The organism is Enterobacter sp. WCHEn045836, assembly GCF_003965585.1.
Classification (GTDB): domain Bacteria; phylum Pseudomonadota; class Gammaproteobacteria; order Enterobacterales; family Enterobacteriaceae; genus Enterobacter; species Enterobacter dissolvens.
The window spans coordinates 104,866-124,612 of the sequence record NZ_RXPT01000012.1; the positions used below are offsets into that span (position 1 = coordinate 104,866).

Consider the following 19,747-nt stretch of genomic DNA (forward strand, 5'->3'; position numbering starts at 1 on the left):
CTTTGCGCGAGGTCACTATTTTGCGGTTACAACCTGCATTCCGGACGGTTCATTCTGCAATGCGAGAGTAAGAACTTCCTCAATTCGCTTAACAGGATGGATCTGCAGATCGGCAATCACGTTGTCCGGAATCTCTTCCAGATCGCGTTTGTTCTCGTAAGGAATCAATACGGTTTTGATCCCACCACGATGTGCCGCCAGCAGTTTTTCTTTTAAACCACCGATTGGCAGAACCTGACCGCGCAGGGTGATTTCACCGGTCATTGCCACATCAGCGCGGACCGGGTTGCCCGTCAGACAGGAGACCAGCGCGGTACACATCGCGATACCTGCGCTTGGGCCATCTTTCGGCGTTGCCCCTTCCGGGACGTGAACGTGGATGTCGCGTTTTTCGTAGAAATCCGGGTTAATGCCCAGTTTCTCCGCACGCGCGCGTACCACGGTCAAGGCCGCCTGGATGGACTCCTGCATGACTTCGCCCAGAGAACCGGTATAAGTCAGTTTACCTTTCCCTGGCACACAGGCGGTTTCGATGGTCAGCAGATCGCCGCCCACTTCCGTCCATGCCAGACCGGTGACCTGACCCACGCGGTTTTCGTTGTCCGCACGACCATAGTCGAAACGCTGAACGCCCAGATAGGCATGCAGGTTATCGCCGTTAATGGTGATGTGTTTCAGGCTCTTATCCAGCAGCAGCTGTTTCACCGCTTTACGGCACAGTTTCGAGATTTCACGCTCAAGACTACGCACACCCGCTTCACGCGTGTAGTAGCGAATGATGCCGATGATCGCGCTGTCCTCTACGGTCAGCTCGTTGGCTTTCAGTGCATTACGCTCAATCTGTTTCGGCAGCAAATGCTGTTTCGCAATGTTCAGCTTCTCGTCTTCGGTATAACCAGACAGACGGATCACCTCCATACGATCCAGCAGCGGAGCCGGAATGTTCATGGAGTTGGAGGTCGCCACGAACATCACATCGCTCAGATCGTAGTCCACTTCCAGATAGTGATCGCTGAACGCCACGTTCTGTTCTGGATCAAGCACTTCCAGCAAAGCCGAGGCCGGATCGCCACGCATGTCCGACGACATTTTGTCGATCTCATCGAGCAGGAACAATGGGTTTTTAACCCCCACTTTCGCCATCTTCTGGATCAATTTACCCGGCATAGAACCGATGTAGGTACGACGGTGACCGCGGATTTCCGCTTCGTCGCGTACGCCACCCAGCGCCATACGGATATATTTACGTCCGGTCGCTTTCGCAATTGACTGACCCAGAGAGGTTTTACCTACCCCTGGCGGTCCAACCAGACAGAGGATTGGGCCTTTCAGTTTGTTTACACGGCTTTGTACTGCGAGGTACTCAAGGATGCGGTCTTTAACACGCTCCAGGCCGTAGTGGTCGGTATCCAGGATCTCCTGCGCCTGACGCAGGTCTTTTTTGACCTTGCTGCGGGCGTTCCACGGCACCTGAACCATCCACTCGATGTAGCCACGCACCACTGTCGCTTCAGCCGACATCGGAGACATCATTTTCAGCTTCTGCAGTTCAGCTTCCGCTTTCTCTTTGGCCTCTTTCGGCATTTTTGCCGCGTCGATCTTACGCTTCAGCGCTTCGTTTTCGTCCGGCGCGTCGTCCATCTCGCCGAGCTCTTTCTGAATGGCTTTCATTTGCTCATTCAGATAGTACTCACGCTGTGATTTTTCCATCTGCTTTTTCACGCGGTTGCGAATACGCTTCTCAACCTGCAGCAGATCGATTTCAGACTCCATCATCGCCATCAGGTATTCCAGACGTTCGTTAACGTCGGACATCTCCAGCACGGACTGTTTGTCAGCCAGCTTCAGCGGCATATGCGCTGCGATGGTGTCAGCCAGACGCGCAGGATCGTCGATGCTGTTCAGCGACGTCAGCACTTCTGGTGGGATTTTCTTGTTCAGCTTGATATAGCCTTCAAACTGGCTAATCGCGGTGCGCACCAGCACTTCCTGCTCGCGCTCATCAAGCTGAGGCGAATCAAGGTACTCTGCCTTGGCAGAGAAGTGTTCGCCATTGTCTGACAGGGTGGTAATACGCGCACGCTGCAGACCTTCTACCAGCACCTTAACGGTGCCGTCAGGCAGCTTCAGCATCTGCAAAATAGAGGCCACGGTCCCGACGGTGAAAAGATCGTTTACACCCGGCTCATCCGTTGAAGCTTCCTTCTGCGCAACCAACATGATTTTTTTATCATGATCCATGGCGGCTTCGAGGCAACGGATAGATTTTTCCCGCCCTACAAATAAGGGTATGACCATGTGCGGATAAACCACCACATCGCGCAACGGCAATACGGGGATTTCAATGCGTTCAGAACGCTCAGGATTCATAGAGCTCTCTCTTAGTTTAGTGTCCGCCAGGTAAACTGGTCATGTAACTGTGCTTCACACAACCATTAACATGTAATCCAGTATATGGGGATGTTTCCCACACATTCAACGCCATGAATACGGAAAAAGTAAAGGGGAGATAAAATCCCCCCTTTTTGATTAACTGCTTGTATGATTTGGTGAATTATTCGCCAGATGCCTGCTGTGCTTCCGGTTTACCGTAAATCAGCAGTGGCTTGGTCTGACCGCCGATAACGGATTCGTCGATAACCACTTTTTCGACATCTTCCATAGAAGGCAGGTCGTACATGGTATCAAGCAGCGCCGCTTCAACGATGGAACGCAGACCACGTGCACCGGTTTTACGGATCATCGCTTTCTTCGCAATCGCATCCAGCGCTTCATCGCGGAATTCCAGCTCTACGCCTTCCAGATTGAACAGTGCCTGATACTGCTTGGTCAGCGCGTTTTTCGGCTCTTTCAGGATCTGGATCAGCGCTTCTTCACTCAGCTCATTCAGCGTGGCGACAACCGGCAGACGACCAATGAATTCAGGGATCAGACCAAATTTAATCAGATCTTCTGGTTCAACCTGGGACAGCAGTTCGCCTTCGTTCGCTTTCTCTGATTTCGCTTTCACCGTTGCGCCAAAACCAATGCCGGAGCCGGTTTCAACACGGTGGGAAATAACTTTATCCAGACCGGCGAAAGCACCACCACAGATGAACAGGATCTTGGAGGTATCAACCTGCAGGAACTCCTGCTGCGGATGTTTACGGCCACCCTGCGGCGGTACTGCGGCAACGGTCCCTTCGATCAGCTTCAGTAATGCCTGCTGTACACCTTCACCTGATACGTCACGGGTGATAGACGGGTTGTCTGATTTACGGGAGATCTTGTCGATCTCATCGATATAGACGATCCCGCGCTGGGCTTTCTGTACGTCGTAATCGCACTTCTGCAGCAGTTTCTGGATGATGTTTTCCACATCTTCACCCACATAACCGGCTTCGGTCAGGGTGGTGGCATCCGCCATGGTGAACGGCACATCCAGCAGGCGTGCGAGCGTTTCAGCCAGCAGCGTTTTACCGGAACCGGTTGGGCCGATCAGCAGAATGTTACTTTTACCCAGTTCCACGCCATTGCTGGTATCACCGTTACGCAGGCGTTTGTAGTGGTTATACACCGCCACCGCCAGCACTTTCTTCGCCTGCTCCTGACCGATGACATAGTCGTCAAGGTGATGACGAATTTCATGCGGTGTCGGCAGCGCGCTACGCTCACGGTGAGGGGCTACTTCTTTAATCTCTTCGCGAATGATGTCATTACATAAATCAACACATTCGTCGCAGATATACACGGACGGCCCGGCAATCAGTTTACGCACTTCATGCTGGCTTTTGCCGCAAAAAGAGCAGTACAGCAGTTTGCCCGAACCATCTTTGCGTTTATCTGTCATGAGTCCAAACCTCTTTTTAAGTTCTTTGTGCCGCACATGACGACGCAAATGCCATTCTCAGACGCAAGCTGCTCTCAAGCAGAGTGCCGCTTTACCTTAGTATAGCGGCACACTCGCGTCGCGGGCATCAATTACGATGGGTCAAAACGGAGTCGACTAAGCCGTACTCTACTGCCTCTGGAGCTGAGAGGAAGCGATCGCGCTCGGTATCGCGCTCGATCTGCTCAAGAGATTGACCCGTATGCTGCGCCATAAGTTCATTCATGCGCGCTTTTACTTTCAGGATTTCGCGGGCGTGGATTTCGATATCCGTCGCCTGCCCCTGGTAACCACCCAGCGGCTGGTGAATCATCACGCGGGAATTCGGCAGGCAGAAACGTTTGCCTTTTGCCCCTGCGGTTAACAGGAAAGCGCCCATAGATGCTGCCTGACCCATACAGATAGTGCTCACATCAGGCTTGATGAATTGCATGGTGTCATAAATGGACATACCCGCCGTAATCACGCCGCCTGGGGAGTTAATGTACAGGTAAATGTCTTTTTCCGGGTTTTCCGCTTCCAGAAACAGCATCTGCGCCACGATCAGGTTCGCCATGTGGTCTTCCACCTGGCCGGTCAGAAAGATAACGCGTTCCTTGAGCAGACGGGAATAGATATCAAAAGAACGCTCACCACGTGAGGTCTGTTCAATAACCATTGGCACCAGAGCCATATGGGGTGCAAAGTTATCTCGTTCGCCACTGTATGACATTTCCGTCTCCTGGATCAAAATTGAAAACACCTGCTGTACTGATTGTAACCTTACGGACGGATTATCAGCCAGTCTCATTCATCTGATTACACACTTATGGGGTTTACATTGCCCTATTTCAAGCATAACAACCTTTTGTTGTTACGCTAACACCGAAAGGGCGTTTTAGCACCCTTCCTGGGCTATTGGTGCGATAAAAAAAACCCGTTGCCGGAAGGCAACGGGTTTTTGTTCAAACTTTAAACCTTCGGGGCGAAATTACGCCTGCTGGTTCATCAGTTCGTTGAAAGAGGTCGCTTTTTCGGTCACTTTCGCTTTCGCCAGTACCGCTTCAACCGCCTGCTCTTCCAGGGCAACGTTACGCATGTTGTCCATCAGCTCTTTGTTCTTACCGTAGAACTCGATAACTTCTGATGGATCTTCGTATGCGGACGCCATCTCTTCGATCAGGCCTTTCACACGCTCTTCGTCAGCTTTCAGCTCGTGGGTACGAATCACTTCGCCCAGCAACAGGCCAACTACAACGCGGCGTTTTGCTTGCTCTTCGAACAGCTCGCGTGGCAGTTCCATCGCTTGCTGCTGGTTACCACCGAAACGCTGAGCAGCCTGACGGCGCAGTACGTCGATTTCGCTGTCGATCAGGGCTGCTGGAACGTCGATTTCGTTCGCTTTCACCAGACCTTCGATCGCCTGAGATTTCACACGGTTACGCACAGCGCCGTTCAGCTCGCGTTCCATGTTTTTACGTACTTCAGTACGCAGACCTGCAACAGAACCATCTTCCACGCCGAAACGCTTGATGAATTCTTCAGTCAGTTCTGGCAACTCGCGCTCTTCAACTTTCTTCAGGTTGATGACGAACTTCGCCGCTTTACCTTTCAGGTTTTCAGCGTGGTACTCTTCCGGGAAGGTCACGTCGATGGTGAACTCTTCGCCCGCTTTGTGGCCTTTAATACCGTCTTCGAAGCCTGGGATCATACGACCCTGGCCCATAGCCAGTACGAAGTCAGTCGCTTTGCCGCCTTCGAACTCTTCGCCGTCTACAGAACCGGTGAAGTCGATGGTGACACGGTCTTCAGCGTCAACAGCGCCTTCTTTTTCTTTCCAGTTAGCCTGCTGCTTACGCAGGGTATCCAGCATGCCGTCGACATCTTCGTCAGTCACGGAAACAATCGGTTTTTCAACTTCGATAGATTCCAGACCTTTCAGTTCAACTTCCGGATACACTTCGAACTCTACAGAGTAGGTGAAGTCTTCGCCCAGTTTGTATTCGCCTGGCACGTAGTTCGGCGCACCGGCCGGATTGATTTTTTCTTTGATGATCGCATCGATAAAGTTGCGGCTCATCAGTTCACCCAGCACATCCTGACGCACGGAAGCGCCATAACGCTGAGCAACAACATTCATTGGTACTTTGCCCTTACGGAAGCCGTCAATACGTACTTTTTTTGCTACGTTGACCAGCTCGCTTTTCACAGCAGTTTCGATGCTGTCAGCAGCGATAGTAATCGTTACACGGCGGCCAAGGCCTTGAGTGGTTTCAACTGAAACTTGCATCTTGTTACCTCAAAAAAATCACAGTGCTCGGTCAACTCTGAATCTGTCTGTTTTACCGGGATGCTCTCTTAGTGCAGATTCACATTCCCTGTCGCCAGAATCATCCCGAAGACATTCAATAAGACGCGGCATTATAGCGGCATCACTTAGGTGAGTCGAGAACGGTTGGGGCATGTTGCTGCGGCTTTTTTCACACTTTAAGGCTATTTTTAGCCTTAAAATCGCACCATCCGCTCAAAACTCAGACAAAACAAAACGGCCCGGAGGCCGTTTTGAGGAAATCTGTAAGCAACATACTGGAAAAACTCCAGCGGTTGCAAATCCGATTTATCAGGCGATGGTGCCTGCACCGCGACAAGGCGGGGATGCAAATACCGTATCCTGCAAGCCTTCCCACTCCTTAATGGTGTAGGTATGCAACGCCAGGGCATGTACGGTTGTGGAGAGTTCATCCGTCAAGGTGCTGTAGATCATGCGATGTCGGTTCAGGAAACGTTCTCCCGTGAAGCGATCGCTAACCAGAACCACTTTAAAGTGGCTTTCAGAACCTGCCGGCACGTTATGACGATAGCTTTCGTCGACGACTTCGAGGAACACAGGGTTGAACGCTGCCCTTAATTTATCTTCTATCTGCTCACGTATCATCATGAAATTACTCCTCCGACAACGCCAGGATGTCACCCATCCCTTTAAATGTTAGCCGCTTTTACCGGTTCCATTACAACAAGACAACAAATATTTAGCTTTCATCTTATTTTCTCATTCAAACGAATGAAGTTCACTGTGAGACTCATACGTTTTGTCATTCTAAGGTTGAGAAAACGGGTAAGCTGGTCAGTTTTCAGACAAGGCGATGAATTTACATGCGTTGACCACTTCCCCTGGCCGTTAGCGATGTTATGATGGCGGCAATTTTTCTCTCTATATGCTTACGATTCGTTGAGAACCCGAAAATGTTAAAAAAACTCTTCTTTCCGTTGGTAGCCCTTTTTATGCTGGCCGGCTGCGCTACCCCACCAACCACCATTGATGTCTCACCAAAAATCACACTGCCTCAGCAGGATCCAAGCCTGATGGGCGTGACCGTGAGCATTAACGGTGCCGATCAGCGTCAGGATCAGGCCCTGGCGAAAGTGACCCGCGACAACCAGCTGGTGACGTTGACCGCTTCCCGTGACCTGCGCTTCCTGCTGCAGGAAGTGCTCGAGAAACAGATGACCTCCCGTGGTTACATGATTGGCCCAAGCGGCGCGGTTGATCTGCAGATCATCGTTAACAACCTGTACGCTGACGTTTCCCAGGGTAACGTTCGCTACAACATCGCTACCAAAGCGGACATTGCCATCATCGCAACCGCGAAGAACGGCAATAAGATGACCAAAAACTATCGCGCCAGCTACTCCGTAGAAGGGGCTTTCCAGGCATCTAACCAGAACATCGCTAACGCCGTAAACAGCGTGCTGACCGATACCATCGCCGATATGGCGCAGGACACGAGCATTCACGACTTTATCAAGCAAAACGCGCGTTAATCCTGCTGACTGACCCGGTTGTGTGCCGGGTCAGTTTTTAAGAACATGTCCAGACATTACTTTCGCATTTTCCAGCAACCCAAATCAGCCATTTTGCTGATCCTTGGCTTTGCCTCCGGTTTACCCCTCGCGCTCACGTCCGGCACACTGCAGGCCTGGATGACGGTTGAGAATATCGATCTCAAAACCATTGGCTTCTTCTCGCTCGTCGGCCAGGCGTATGTCTTTAAGTTCCTCTGGTCGCCGGTGATGGATCGCTATACCCCACCGTTCCTGGGCCGTCGTCGCGGCTGGCTGGTGATGACGCAGGTCCTGCTGCTGCTGGCCATTGCAGGAATGGGCTTTCTGGAGCCGTCAACACAGCTTCGCTGGATGGCCGCCCTTGCGGTGGTGATTGCCTTCTGTTCCGCTTCACAGGATATCGTGTTTGATGCATGGAAAACGGACGTGTTGCCCGCGGAAGAGCGTGGAGCCGGTGCGGCCATCAGCGTGCTGGGCTATCGTCTGGGCATGCTGGTATCCGGCGGTCTGGCGTTATGGCTGGCGGACCGCTATCTGGGCTGGCAGGGCATGTACTGGCTGATGGCCACCCTGCTGATCCCGTGCATTATTGCCACCCTGCTCGCCCCCGAGCCGAGCGACGTAATCCCGGTTCCCCGTTCGCTGGAGCAGGCCGTTGCCGAACCGTTGCGTGATTTCTTTGGCCGTAACAATGCCTGGCTGATCCTGCTGCTTATCGTCCTTTATAAGCTGGGTGATGCCTTCGCGATGAGTCTGACCACCACGTTTCTGATCCGCGGTGTCGGGTTTGATGCCGGTGAAGTGGGAGTAGTGAATAAAACCCTCGGACTGTTTGCCACCATCGTCGGCGCACTGTACGGCGGCGTGTTGATGCAGCGCCTGACGCTGTTCCGCGCATTGCTAATCTTCGGCATTCTTCAGGGCGCGTCTAACGCAGGTTACTGGCTGTTGTCGATTACCGATAAACACATGGTCAGCATGGCGGCGGCGGTGTTCTTTGAAAACCTCTGTGGCGGAATGGGTACTGCGGCGTTTGTCGCCCTGCTGATGACGCTCTGCAACAAATCGTTTTCGGCAACGCAGTTCGCTCTGCTGTCGGCGCTTTCTGCCGTGGGTCGGGTGTATGTTGGGCCGATTGCGGGCTGGTTTGTTGAGGCGCACGGTTGGCCGACGTTTTATCTCTTCTCCGTGGTGGCGGCCGTACCCGGCATTTTATTGTTGCTGGTCTGCCGCCAGACGCTGGAATATACCCAGAGGACAGAACACTTTATGCCGCGAACGGAATATCAGCGCGCCTACCGTTTTGCGCTACGCCTGTTAATGGTGGGATGTCTGGCGCTGGGGTTATGGCTCGTAGTGCTCATTATCAATGCCAGTACCGCCCTGACTCTTCCTCTCGAAGCCCTTCTCCTGGATGTCGGCGCCCTGCTGGCGGTCGCCGGGATCCTCCTCGGCGGGCTGCTCGATTTTGTGGCGTTGCGTAAAACGCAGATGTCCTGAAGATAAAAACGAAAGGTTATTTCCCGTTGTAATCACTAACCGAAATTATAACGGTGAAATAACCGACAGACGCTAAAAAAAATATTTGTTGTTTTGTGCGGGATAGGATTTGGAAATTATTGGAGCCGTTTCCATCTGGCTATTTTTCATTAAACGATTCAGCATGAGAAAGATTGAATTTTCGTTTTTTAGTTGTCTTTTTATTGATAATTAATTGTTAATTTTTTGTTTATTTTTAACAATGGTTATACCAATTGCCCCTTTTAGGGTATGCTTGGGGGTCCTTTCGTTATAAAGCCCATACCATGCGGCTTCGGTCATAAAAACCGACATAATTTGCAACACTTGTGACACGTGCGGCAGAACCCGGTAACACCTTCCTGACACAGGCCTAATGATGTTTACAGTAATGTAACCTTCCCGTAAAATGCCCCCACACTTTAAACGCCACCAGACTCCCGTGGAATTGAGGTCGTTAAATGAGACTCAGGAAATACAATAAAAGTTTGGGATGGTTGTCATTATTTGCAGGCACTGTATTACTCAGTGGCTGTGATTCTGCACTACTAGACCCCAAAGGACAGATTGGACTGGAACAACGTTCACTGATACTGACGGCATTTGGCCTGATGTTGATTGTGGTTATTCCAGCCATTTTGATGGCTGTTGGTTTCGCCTGGTAGTATCGTGCGAGCAATAAAGATGCGAAGTATAGCCCTAACTGGTCACACTCCAATAAAGTGGAAGCTGTGGTCTGGACGGTTCCTATTCTGATCATCCTGTTCCTCGCTGTACTGACCTGGAAAACCACTCACGCACTTGAGCCAAGCAAACCGCTGGTTCACGATGAAAAACCTATTACCATCGAAGTGGTCTCCATGGACTGGAAATGGTTCTTCATCTATCCAGAGCAGGGCATTGCTACCGTGAATGAAATCGCCTTCCCGGCGAACACTCCGGTTCAGTTCAAAGTGACCTCCAACTCCGTAATGAACTCCTTCTTCATCCCACGTCTGGGTAGCCAGATTTACGCGATGGCCGGTATGCAGACCAACCTGCACCTGATCGCGAATGAAGCAGGCACCTATGATGGTATCTCCGCCAGCTATAGCGGCCCGGGCTTCTCAGGTATGAAGTTCAAAGCTATTGCGACGCCGGACCGTGCCGCTTTCGACCAGTGGGTTGCAAAAGCGAAGCAGTCTCCAAACACCATGTCTGACATGGCGGCGTTCGAAAAAGTGGCTGCACCTAGCGAATACAACAAGGTGGAGTACTTCTCTAACGTGAAACCTGATTTGTTCAAAGACGTTATTGGCAAATTTATGGATCACGGCAAGAGCATGGACATGACCCAGCCTGAAGGCGAGCACAGCGCGCACGAAGGTATGGAAGGCATGGACATGAGCCACGCGGAAACCGCTCACTAAGGGGCCGAGGAAGAAAATGTTCGGAAAATTGACACTGGATGCAGTGCCCTACCATGAACCGATTATCGTGGTTACGGTGGCTGCAATTATCATCGGTGGTGCGGCCTTACTGGCCTTGATCACTTACTTCGGTAAGTGGAGCTACCTGTGGAATGAGTGGCTGACTTCGGTTGACCACAAAAAACTCGGTATCATGTACTGCATCGTCGGTATCGTCATGTTAATTCGTGGCTTTGCAGATGCGATCATGATGCGTAGCCAGCAGGCGCTCGCGTCTGCGGGTGAAGCCGGCTTCCTGCCGCCGCATCACTACGACCAGATCTTTACCGCCCACGGCGTTATCATGATCTTCTTCGTGGCGATGCCGCTGGTTATCGGTCTGATGAACGTGGTCGTTCCGCTGCAAATCGGCGCGCGCGACGTTGCGTTCCCGTTCCTGAACAACCTGAGCTTCTGGTTCACGGTTGTCGGCGTTATCCTGGTTAACCTGTCACTGGGTGTGGGCGAATTTGCTCAGACCGGCTGGCTGGCGTACCCGCCGTTGTCAGGAATTGAATACAGTCCGGGCGTAGGTGTCGACTACTGGATTTGGGCGCTTCAGCTCTCCGGTGTTGGTACAACCCTGACCGGTATTAACTTCTTCGTGACCATTATCAAGATGCGTGCCCCTGGCATGACCATGTTCAAGATGCCGGTATTTACCTGGGCATCTCTGTGCGCCAACATCCTGATTATTGCGTCCTTCCCAATTCTGACTGTCACCATCGCGCTGCTGACCCTGGACCGCTACCTGGGCACCCATTTCTTTACCAACGATATGGGTGGCAACATGATGATGTACATCAACCTGATTTGGGCGTGGGGTCACCCGGAAGTGTACATCCTGGTTCTGCCGGTGTTCGGTGTGTTCTCCGAAATCGCAGCAACCTTCTCGCGTAAACGTCTGTTTGGTTACACCTCTCTGGTGTGGGCAACCGTGTGTATTACCGTTCTGTCGTTCATCGTTTGGCTGCACCACTTCTTCACCATGGGTGCGGGCGCGAACGTAAACGCCTTCTTCGGTATTACCACCATGATTATCGCCATCCCTACCGGGGTTAAGATCTTCAACTGGCTGTTCACCATGTACCAGGGCCGTATCGTGTTCCACTCAGCAATGCTGTGGACCATCGGCTTCATCGTGACCTTCTCCGTAGGTGGGATGACCGGCGTACTGCTGGCGGTACCGGGTGCTGACTTCGTTCTGCACAACAGTCTGTTCCTGATTGCGCACTTCCATAACGTTATCATCGGTGGCGTGGTCTTCGGCTGCTTCGCTGGCGTAACCTACTGGTGGCCAAAAGCGTTCGGCTTCACGCTGAACGAAAAATGGGGTAAACGCGCGTTCTGGTTCTGGATCATCGGCTTCTTCGTGGCGTTTATGCCGCTGTACGTGCTGGGCTTCATGGGTATGACCCGTCGTCTGAGCCAGCAGATTGATCCACAGTTCCACCCAATGCTGATGGTTGCAGCGGGCGGTGCGGTGCTGATTGCTTGTGGTATCGCGTCTCAGCTGATTCAGTTCTACGTGTCTATTCGCGACCGCGACCAGAACCGTGATCTGACCGGTGACCCATGGGGTGGCCGTACGCTGGAGTGGGCGACCTCTTCTCCACCTCCGTTCTATAACTTTGCCGTTGTGCCGCAGGTCCATGAACGCGACGCATTCTGGGAAATGAAAGAAAAAGGTGAAGTGTACAAGCAACCTGCTCATTACGAAGAGATCCACATGCCGAAAAACAGCGGCGCGGGCATTGTGATTGCCGCTTTCGCAACGGTATTTGGTTTCGCAATGATCTGGCACATCTGGTGGATGGCGATTGTTGGCTTTGCTGGCATCGTAATCAGCTGGATTGTGAAGAGCTTTGACGAGGACGTGGACTACTACGTACCAGTCCGTGAAGTTGAAAAGCTGGAAAATCAGCATTTCGACGAGATTTCTAAAGCGGGGCTGAAAAATGGCAACTGATACTCTGGCGCACTCGACTGCCCACGCGCATGAACATGCGCACCACGATACAGGACCGACCAAAGTCTTCGGTTTCTGGATCTACCTGATGAGCGACTGCATTCTGTTCTGCTGTCTGTTCGCGACCTATGCCGTTCTGGTGAACGGCACAGCGGGCGGCCCGACCGGCAAGGACATTTTTGAACTGCCGTTCGTTCTGGTTGAAACCGCACTGCTGTTATTCAGCTCCATTACCTACGGCATGGCGGCTATCGCCATGTACAAAAACAACAAGAGCCAGGTTGTCTCCTGGCTGGCGTTGACCTGGTTGTTTGGTGCTGGATTTATCGGGATGGAAATCTATGAATTCCATCACCTGATTATGGAAGGCTTCGGGCCAGATCGCAGTGGCTTCCTGTCCGCGTTCTTCGCGCTGGTCGGTACCCACGGTCTGCACGTGACCTCGGGTCTGATCTGGATGGCGGTACTGATGTTCCAGATTTCCCGTCGCGGCCTGACCAGTACTAACCGTACCCGTATCCTGTGCCTGAGCCTGTTCTGGCACTTCCTGGACGTGGTATGGATCTGTGTGTTCTCTGTAGTGTATCTGATGGGGGCGATGTAATGAGTCATTCAAACGATCATGGCGCTTCCCACGGTAGCGTAAAAACCTACATGACAGGTTTTATCCTGTCGATCATCCTGACAGTGATCCCGTTCTGGATGGTGATGAGCGGTTCTGCGTCTAAGCCGGTTATTCTGGGTGCAATCCTGGTGACCGCGGTGATTCAGATTCTGGTGCATCTGGTTTGCTTCCTGCACATGAACACCAAGTCCGATGAAGGCTGGAACATGACGGCATTCATCTTTACCGTGATTATCATCGCTATCCTGGTAGTCGGTTCCATCTGGATTATGTGGAACCTTAACTACAACATGATGGTTCACTAAGAGCGGCGAGTATGTTTAAGCAATACCTGCAAGTAACGAAACCAGGCATCATCTTTGGCAACCTGATCTCCGTGATCGGAGGGTTCCTGCTGGCCTCTAAAGGCAGCATTGATTACACCCTCTTTATCTACACGCTGGTCGGTGTGTCGCTGGTTGTTGCGTCCGGTTGTGTATTTAACAACTACATCGACATGGATATCGACAAGAAGATGGAAAGGACCAAAAATCGGGTGCTGGTGAAAGGCCTGATCGCCCCTTCCGTCTCGCTGGTGTACGCCACCTTGCTGGGTATTGCTGGCTTTATGCTGCTGTGGTTTGGTGCTAACCCACTGGCCTGCTGGCTGGGGGTGATGGGGTTCGTGGTCTATGTGGGCGTTTACAGCCTGTATATGAAACGTCACTCCGTCTACGGCACGCTGATTGGTTCTCTCTCCGGCGCTGCGCCGCCGGTGATTGGCTACTGCGCGGTCACGAACGAGTTTGACAGCGGTGCGCTGATCCTGCTGGCTATCTTTAGCCTGTGGCAGATGCCGCACTCCTATGCCATCGCGATTTTCCGCTTTAAGGATTATCAGGCAGCGAACATTCCGGTTCTGCCGGTCGTGAAGGGCATTTCCGTTGCCAAGAACCACATCACGCTGTACATCATCGCCTTTGCCGTGGCAACGCTGATGCTCTCGCTGGGGGGGTACGCCGGGTATAAATATCTGGTCGTGGCCGCCGCGGTGAGCGTCTGGTGGCTTGGTATGGCCCTGCGCGGTTACAAAGTGGAAGATGACAAAGTCTGGGCGCGCAAACTGTTTGTGTTCTCGATTGTTGCCATCACCTCGTTGTCGGTGATGATGTCCGTGGACTTTATGGTGCCGGATTCACACAACCTGCTGACTTACGTCTGGTAAGTATGCAGAATTGAAAAAGCCAGGTTAATCACCTGGCTTTTTTTTTGCCCGACGCTGTTTTGCACGATGGTAATATCTCTTAAACAAACACCTGTTTACCGCAATTAACACCCCGCCTAAACTAATGCCTGCTTTTGAATTGAGGTGGCAATGAACGATTATAAAATGACACCGGGCGAGCTACGCGCGACCTGGGGTTTAGGGACTGTTTTCTCGCTACGGATGCTCGGCATGTTTATGGTCCTGCCTGTTCTGACCACGTACGGCATGGCATTACAGGGCGCCAGCGAAGCATTGATTGGCCTGGCGATTGGTATTTATGGTCTGGCTCAGGCGGTATTCCAGATCCCGTTTGGTCTGCTCTCTGACCGTGTAGGCCGCAAACCCCTGATTGTTGGTGGTCTTCTGGTGTTCGTGCTGGGTAGCGTCATCGCTGCCCTCTCCCACTCCATCTGGGGCATTATTCTTGGCCGCGCCCTGCAGGGTTCCGGCGCGATTGCCGCCGCCGTGATGGCGCTGCTGTCGGATTTAACCCGCGAACAAAACCGTACCAAAGCGATGGCATTTATCGGCGTGAGCTTTGGCGTCACGTTTGCGATTGCGATGGTGCTCGGCCCGATTATTACCCATACGCTTGGCCTGCACGTCCTGTTCTGGATGATTGCCGTGCTGGCGACCCTCGGTATTGCCTTAACGCTGTGGGTGGTACCGGACAGCAAAAACCACGTCCTGAACCGTGAATCCGGGATGGTAAAAGGCTGCTTTAGCAAAGTGCTGGTTGAGCCGCGCCTGCTGAAGCTGAACTTCGGCATTATGTGTCTGCACATTCTGCTGATGTCGACCTTTGTCGCCCTGCCCGGCCAGCTGGCTGCAGCAGGTTTCCCGGCGGCAGAGCACTGGAAAATCTATCTGGTGACGATGGTGATTTCGTTCGTCTCGGTGGTACCGTTTATTATCTATGCCGAAGTGAAGCGCAAGATGAAGCGCGTCTTTATCGGCTGCGTGGCGGTATTGCTGATTGCCGAGATCGTACTCTGGGGCGCCGGTCCGCACTTCTGGGAGCTGGTTGCCGGTGTGCAGATCTTCTTCCTGGCGTTTAACCTGATGGAAGCCCTGCTGCCGTCGCTGATCAGTAAGGAATCCCCTGCAGGTTATAAAGGCACGGCGATGGGTATCTACTCCACCAGCCAGTTTATCGGCGTGGCGATTGGCGGCGCACTCGGTGGCTGGGTAGACGGCCTGTTTGATTCACAAACCGTCTTCCTCGCGGGCGCACTGCTGGCGACGGTCTGGCTGCTGGTCGCCGGTACCATGAAAGAGCCGCGCTACGTCAGTAGTCTGCGGGTAGAAATTCCGGACGACGTTGAGATCGATGATGCGCTGAAACAGCGTCTTGCATCGACAGAGGGCGTGAGTGAAGTGCTTATCGCGGCAGAAGAGCGCAGCGCGTATGTCAAAATAGACAGTAAAGTGACAAACCGCTTTGAAGTCGAACAGGCCCTGAAAGCCTGAAAAAAAGCCCGGTCTGACCGGGCTTTTTCGTTTTAATCGCGGAAGTTTTTGAACTGGAACGGTTGCCCCAGATCGCCGCCGCGCACCAGCGCCATGACGGACTGCAGGTCATCACGGGATTTACCGGTTACACGAATTTCTTCGCCCTGGATCTGCGCCTGAACCTTCAGCTTGCTGTCTTTGATGAGCTTAACGATTTTCTTCTGAACCGCGCTCTCAATGCCCTGCTTCAGTTTGGCTTCAACAAACCAGGTTTTACCGCTGTGCACGAACTCTTCCGGTACGTCCAGCGAGGTCCCTTCAATGCCGCGTTTTAACAGCTTGGCGCGCAGAATATCGAGCAGCTGATTAACCTGAAAATCAGATTCGCTCAGCACCTTAATGGTCTTATTGGCATCGTTCAGCTCAAACGAGGCTTCAACGCCACGAAAATCGAAACGTGACTCAACTTCGCGGGTTGCGTTTTCTACGCCGTTGCGAACTTCCTGGATATCAACTTCGGAAACAATATCGAAAGATGGCATCTTTTCTTCTCCCTTCATTTTTGTTGCGTTGCATAATACCCGCTACGAGGCATAACTCAACAGAAGCTTAGCTGACGGCGCTATACTTAGGCCGTAACACCTGGCGCAGTTGCAGGTGAGGAGGAACAATGAAAATCACAGTGCTCGGATGCGGAGCCCTTGGTCAGCTATGGCTGGCCGCGCTATGCAAGCACGGACACGAGGTTCAGGGTTGGCTGCGTGTACCTCAGCCCTATTGCAGTGTAAACCTGATTGGTGAAGACGGAAGTATCTTTAACGAATCCCTCACCGCGAACGATCCTGATTTCCTGGCGCAAAGCGACCTGCTGTTGGTCACGCTCAAAGCGTGGCAAGTTTCAGATGCGGTAAAAGCGCTGGCAGCCCAACTCCCCCCAACATCGCCCATTTTACTGCTGCATAACGGTATGGGGACGATTGATGAGTTGAAAAGCATTGCCCAGCCGCTGCTGATGGCCACCACCACGCACGCTGCGCGCCGCGATGGCAATATCATTGTGCATGTCGCCAACGGCGTCACGCATATTGGGCCTGCCCGCGACCAGGATGGCGACTACAGTTATCTGGCAGACACGCTGCAGAACGTACTGCCAGATGTGGCCTGGCATAACAACATCCGCCCACAGCTGTGGCGCAAGCTGGCCGTTAACTGTGTGATCAATCCGCTGACCGCACTGTGGAACTGCCCGAACGGGGAACTGAAGAACCATCCCCAGGACGTTGCCACCCTCTGTGCCGAAGTCGCCTCGGTAATCGAGCGTGAAGGCTTACACACATCGGCGGATGATTTACGCTATTATGTCGAGCAGGTTATTGATAGTACGGCAGAAAATATCTCATCCATGCTGCAGGATGTTCGGGCGCTACGCCACACCGAAATCGACTACATCACTGGCTATCTGCTAAAACGCGCCCGGGCACACGGCATTGCTGTGCCGGAAAACGCCCGCCTGTATGACCTGGTAAAACGTAAGGAGAGTGAATATGAGCGCGTCGGCACTGGTTTGCCTCGCCCCTGGTAGCGAAGAGACTGAAGCGGTCACCACCATCGATATCATGGTGCGTGGCGGCATTAAGGTCACCACCGCCAGCGTCGCCAGCGATGGCAACCTGGCTATTACCTGTTCCCGTGGAGTGAAACTCCTTGCAGATGCCCCACTGGTACAGGTGGCCGACGGGGATTACGACATCATCGTGCTGCCCGGAGGCCTGAAAGGTGCGGAGTGTTTTCGCGACAGCCCTTTGTTAGTCGAAACCGTCAGACAGTTTCATCTGTCGGGACGTATCGTTGCCGCCATTTGTGCCGCCGCCGGGACGGTACTGGTTCCACATAATATCTTCCCCATTGGTAACATGACCGGTTTCCCGGGGCTGAAAGAGACTATCCCGGAAGAGCAGTGGGTGGATAAACGCGTCGTCTGGGATCCGCGCGTCAACCTGCTCACCAGCCAGGGGCCAGGAACCGCGATAGACTTTGGCTTAAAGATTGTTGACCTGCTGGTCGGGCGTGAGAAAGCCTACGACGTCGCCTCAACGCTGGTGATGGCGGCGGGGATTTATAACTACTACGAGTAAAAGCAAAACGGCAACCTGAGGTTGCCGTTTTTAATGTTTGCGCCCTCTCCCCGTGGGAGAGGGTCGGGGTGAGGGCATCAGGCCGCACTCCCTGACAATGAACTACGGACGATACACCTTCACATTCGCAAAGCCCTGCTCGCGCAGATACAGCGCCTGCAGGCGACTCATCACTCCACGTTCACACCACAGCAGGTATGTTTTGCTCTGGTCGAGATCGCCAAATTTGGTGCTCAGCTTGTAGAACGGCAGAGAAACCACTTCCACCCCTTCTACCTGCAGCGGCTTGTCGTCCTGCTCATCAACGGAGCGAATATCCAGAATCGCGTCGTTGGCACCGAAACCACTCACGGTTTCAACTTCAACCACTTCCTGCTCGGTCTGCTGGGCAATCTCACGGATGTCGATGTTGGACGCTTCTTCCACCACTTTATCCAGAATGCTGAAATCGAAGTGCTCTTCTTCCGCTTCGATCTTCGCCTTCACCGCTTTGACCGTCGGGCTCTTCGAGATCACGCCGCAGTACTCTGGCATGGTACGGGCAAAATCTTCTGTACCGATTTCGCGCGCCAGATCGATGATGTGCTCTTTATCATGGGAGATCAGCGGACGCAGGATCAGGGTATCAGAAACATTGTCGATGAGACGCAGGTTGGTCAGCGTCTGGCTGGAAACCTGCCCCAGCGCTTCACCGGTGACCAGCGCCTGCACGCCGTAGCGTTCCGCTACTTTAGAGGCCGCACGCACCATCATACGCTTGAGGACCACGCCCATCTGACCGTCGTCCACTTTCTCCAGGATTTCGCCAACCACTGGCTCGAAGTTGATCGCCACAAAGCGCACGCGGTGCGAGCTGCCAAAGCGATTCCACAGATAGTGTGCCACCTGACGCACGCCGATTTCATGCGCCGCGCCGCCCAGATTAAAGAAGCAGTAATGCACACGGCAGCCGCGACGCATCAGCATGTAGCTGGAGACGCCAGAGTCGAAACCACCGGAAATGAGCGACAGCACATCTTCCTGGGTACCGATTGGGAAGCCGCCGATACCTTCGTAACGCCCTTTCACCAGCAGCAGGCGATCGTTTTCGATCTCCAGGTTCACGGTGACATCCGGGTTGGTCAGACGCACGCGCGCCGTTTCAACATGCTGGTTCAGACCGCCGCCAACGTAACGTTCCACCTCGATAGAGCTGAATTCGTGCTTGCCGCGACGCTTCACGCGCACGCAGAAGGTTTTGCCTTCGATCTGGTCGCGATACTGCACCAGCGCTTTTTCGAAGATGTCATGCAGGGAAGTGAACGGAACATCTTCCACTTCCAGAATATGGTGAATACCCGGAATACGGGTCAGCGCGTCGCGAATGTCCTGACGTTTGTTTTCATCTTTCGCGCGAACTTCAACGTGATCCCAGTGGCGCACCACGGCGAGCGTTTCGTCGTAGTGCTTTAAAACGTTACGAATGTTCCCGGTGAGAATTTTAATAAAGCGCAAACGCACAGATTGGCTTTTGATGGTGATTTCAGGGAACAATTTAATGATAAACTTCATGGCGGCAATGTTTCTTAGGCAAGCGTATTAAGGCTTGTAATGGAAAATAATATTACAGCCCACACCCGTGGCTGCATCCAGGCGCGCAAGTATACCACCATCGCGCCGTTCCT

General features: G+C 52.8%; 16 protein-coding genes and 1 pseudogene. 10 read left to right on the forward strand and 7 right to left on the reverse strand.

The window, feature by feature from the left end; translation table 11 throughout:
• Nucleotides 1-15 precede the first annotated feature (15 nt).
• The 5 genes from lon to bolA form a co-directional block, all read right to left on the reverse strand.
• Complete coding sequence (lon, locus tag EKN38_RS16920; protein WP_013095859.1) at nucleotides 16-2,370, reverse strand: endopeptidase La; 2,355 nt, start codon at nucleotides 2,368-2,370, stop codon at nucleotides 16-18.
• Between the two features lie 184 nt (nucleotides 2,371-2,554).
• Nucleotides 2,555-3,829: an ATP-dependent protease ATP-binding subunit ClpX gene (gene clpX / locus EKN38_RS16925; protein ID WP_014830877.1), complete on the reverse strand. Its 1,275-nt coding sequence runs from the start codon at nucleotides 3,827-3,829 to the stop codon at nucleotides 2,555-2,557.
• Nucleotides 3,830-3,956: 127 nt separating this feature from the next.
• The gene (gene clpP / locus EKN38_RS16930; protein WP_014069126.1) at nucleotides 3,957-4,580 is read right to left on the reverse strand and encodes an ATP-dependent Clp endopeptidase proteolytic subunit ClpP; all 624 of its coding nucleotides are present in this window, start codon (nucleotides 4,578-4,580) and stop codon (nucleotides 3,957-3,959) included.
• A gap of 258 nt (nucleotides 4,581-4,838) precedes the next feature.
• The gene (tig, locus tag EKN38_RS16935) at nucleotides 4,839-6,137 is read right to left on the reverse strand and encodes a trigger factor (RefSeq protein WP_013095856.1); all 1,299 of its coding nucleotides are present in this window, start codon (nucleotides 6,135-6,137) and stop codon (nucleotides 4,839-4,841) included.
• A gap of 330 nt (nucleotides 6,138-6,467) precedes the next feature.
• The gene (bolA, locus tag EKN38_RS16945) at nucleotides 6,468-6,785 is read right to left on the reverse strand and encodes a transcriptional regulator BolA (RefSeq protein ID WP_014830876.1); all 318 of its coding nucleotides are present in this window, start codon (nucleotides 6,783-6,785) and stop codon (nucleotides 6,468-6,470) included.
• Nucleotides 6,786-7,090: 305 nt separating this feature from the next.
• Between bolA and EKN38_RS16950 the strand changes: the two genes are divergently transcribed.
• The 8 genes and pseudogenes from EKN38_RS16950 (at nucleotide 7,091) to EKN38_RS16985 (ending at nucleotide 15,966) form a co-directional block, all read left to right on the forward strand.
• Complete coding sequence (locus tag EKN38_RS16950; protein ID WP_014830875.1) at nucleotides 7,091-7,669, forward strand: lipoprotein; 579 nt, start codon at nucleotides 7,091-7,093, stop codon at nucleotides 7,667-7,669.
• A 45-nt stretch (nucleotides 7,670-7,714) separates the two neighbouring features.
• Nucleotides 7,715-9,190, forward strand: coding sequence for a muropeptide MFS transporter AmpG (gene ampG, locus EKN38_RS16955; RefSeq protein WP_014830874.1), 1,476 nt, complete (start codon nucleotides 7,715-7,717; stop codon nucleotides 9,188-9,190).
• A gap of 479 nt (nucleotides 9,191-9,669) precedes the next feature.
• Nucleotides 9,670-10,617 (forward strand): annotated as a pseudogene (gene cyoA / locus EKN38_RS16960) (cytochrome o ubiquinol oxidase subunit II).
• Nucleotides 10,618-10,633: 16 nt separating this feature from the next.
• Nucleotides 10,634-12,625: a cytochrome o ubiquinol oxidase subunit I gene (cyoB, locus tag EKN38_RS16965; protein WP_126522460.1), complete on the forward strand. Its 1,992-nt coding sequence runs from the start codon at nucleotides 10,634-10,636 to the stop codon at nucleotides 12,623-12,625.
• Nucleotides 12,615-13,229, forward strand: a complete 615-nt coding sequence (locus EKN38_RS16970) for a cytochrome o ubiquinol oxidase subunit III (protein ID WP_008503324.1) — start codon at nucleotides 12,615-12,617, stop codon at nucleotides 13,227-13,229. Before cyoB ends, EKN38_RS16970 begins: the two co-directional genes overlap by 11 nt.
• Complete coding sequence (locus EKN38_RS16975) at nucleotides 13,229-13,555, forward strand: cytochrome o ubiquinol oxidase subunit IV (RefSeq protein ID WP_006176899.1); 327 nt, start codon at nucleotides 13,229-13,231, stop codon at nucleotides 13,553-13,555. The genes EKN38_RS16970 and EKN38_RS16975 overlap by 1 nt, the downstream gene beginning before the upstream one ends.
• A gap of 11 nt (nucleotides 13,556-13,566) precedes the next feature.
• Nucleotides 13,567-14,454, forward strand: a complete 888-nt coding sequence (gene cyoE, locus EKN38_RS16980; RefSeq protein WP_010428092.1) for a heme o synthase — start codon at nucleotides 13,567-13,569, stop codon at nucleotides 14,452-14,454.
• 150 nt (nucleotides 14,455-14,604) lie between these two features.
• On the forward strand, nucleotides 14,605-15,966 hold the full coding sequence (locus EKN38_RS16985; protein ID WP_014830872.1) for an MFS transporter: 1,362 nt from the start codon (nucleotides 14,605-14,607) through the stop codon (nucleotides 15,964-15,966).
• A 32-nt stretch (nucleotides 15,967-15,998) separates the two neighbouring features.
• On the opposite strand, the gene EKN38_RS16990 is transcribed toward EKN38_RS16985, so the two are convergent.
• Entirely contained in the window at nucleotides 15,999-16,490 is a 492-nt protein-coding gene (locus EKN38_RS16990) for a YajQ family cyclic di-GMP-binding protein (RefSeq protein WP_008503327.1), read from the reverse strand.
• Between the two features lie 128 nt (nucleotides 16,491-16,618).
• Here EKN38_RS16990 and panE point away from each other — a divergent pair, with 128 nt between their 5' ends.
• Complete coding sequence (panE, locus tag EKN38_RS16995; protein WP_014830871.1) at nucleotides 16,619-17,530, forward strand: 2-dehydropantoate 2-reductase; 912 nt, start codon at nucleotides 16,619-16,621, stop codon at nucleotides 17,528-17,530.
• Complete coding sequence (gene yajL / locus EKN38_RS17000; protein WP_014830870.1) at nucleotides 17,493-18,083, forward strand: protein deglycase YajL; 591 nt, start codon at nucleotides 17,493-17,495, stop codon at nucleotides 18,081-18,083. Before panE ends, yajL begins: the two co-directional genes overlap by 38 nt.
• A gap of 102 nt (nucleotides 18,084-18,185) precedes the next feature.
• Here yajL and thiI read toward each other — a convergent pair whose 3' ends face one another.
• Nucleotides 18,186-19,634 carry a tRNA uracil 4-sulfurtransferase ThiI gene (gene thiI / locus EKN38_RS17005; protein ID WP_013095844.1) on the reverse strand — a complete coding sequence of 483 codons (1,449 nt, stop codon included), beginning with the start codon at nucleotides 19,632-19,634 and terminating at the stop codon, nucleotides 18,186-18,188.
• Nucleotides 19,635-19,747: the final 113 nt, after the last annotated feature.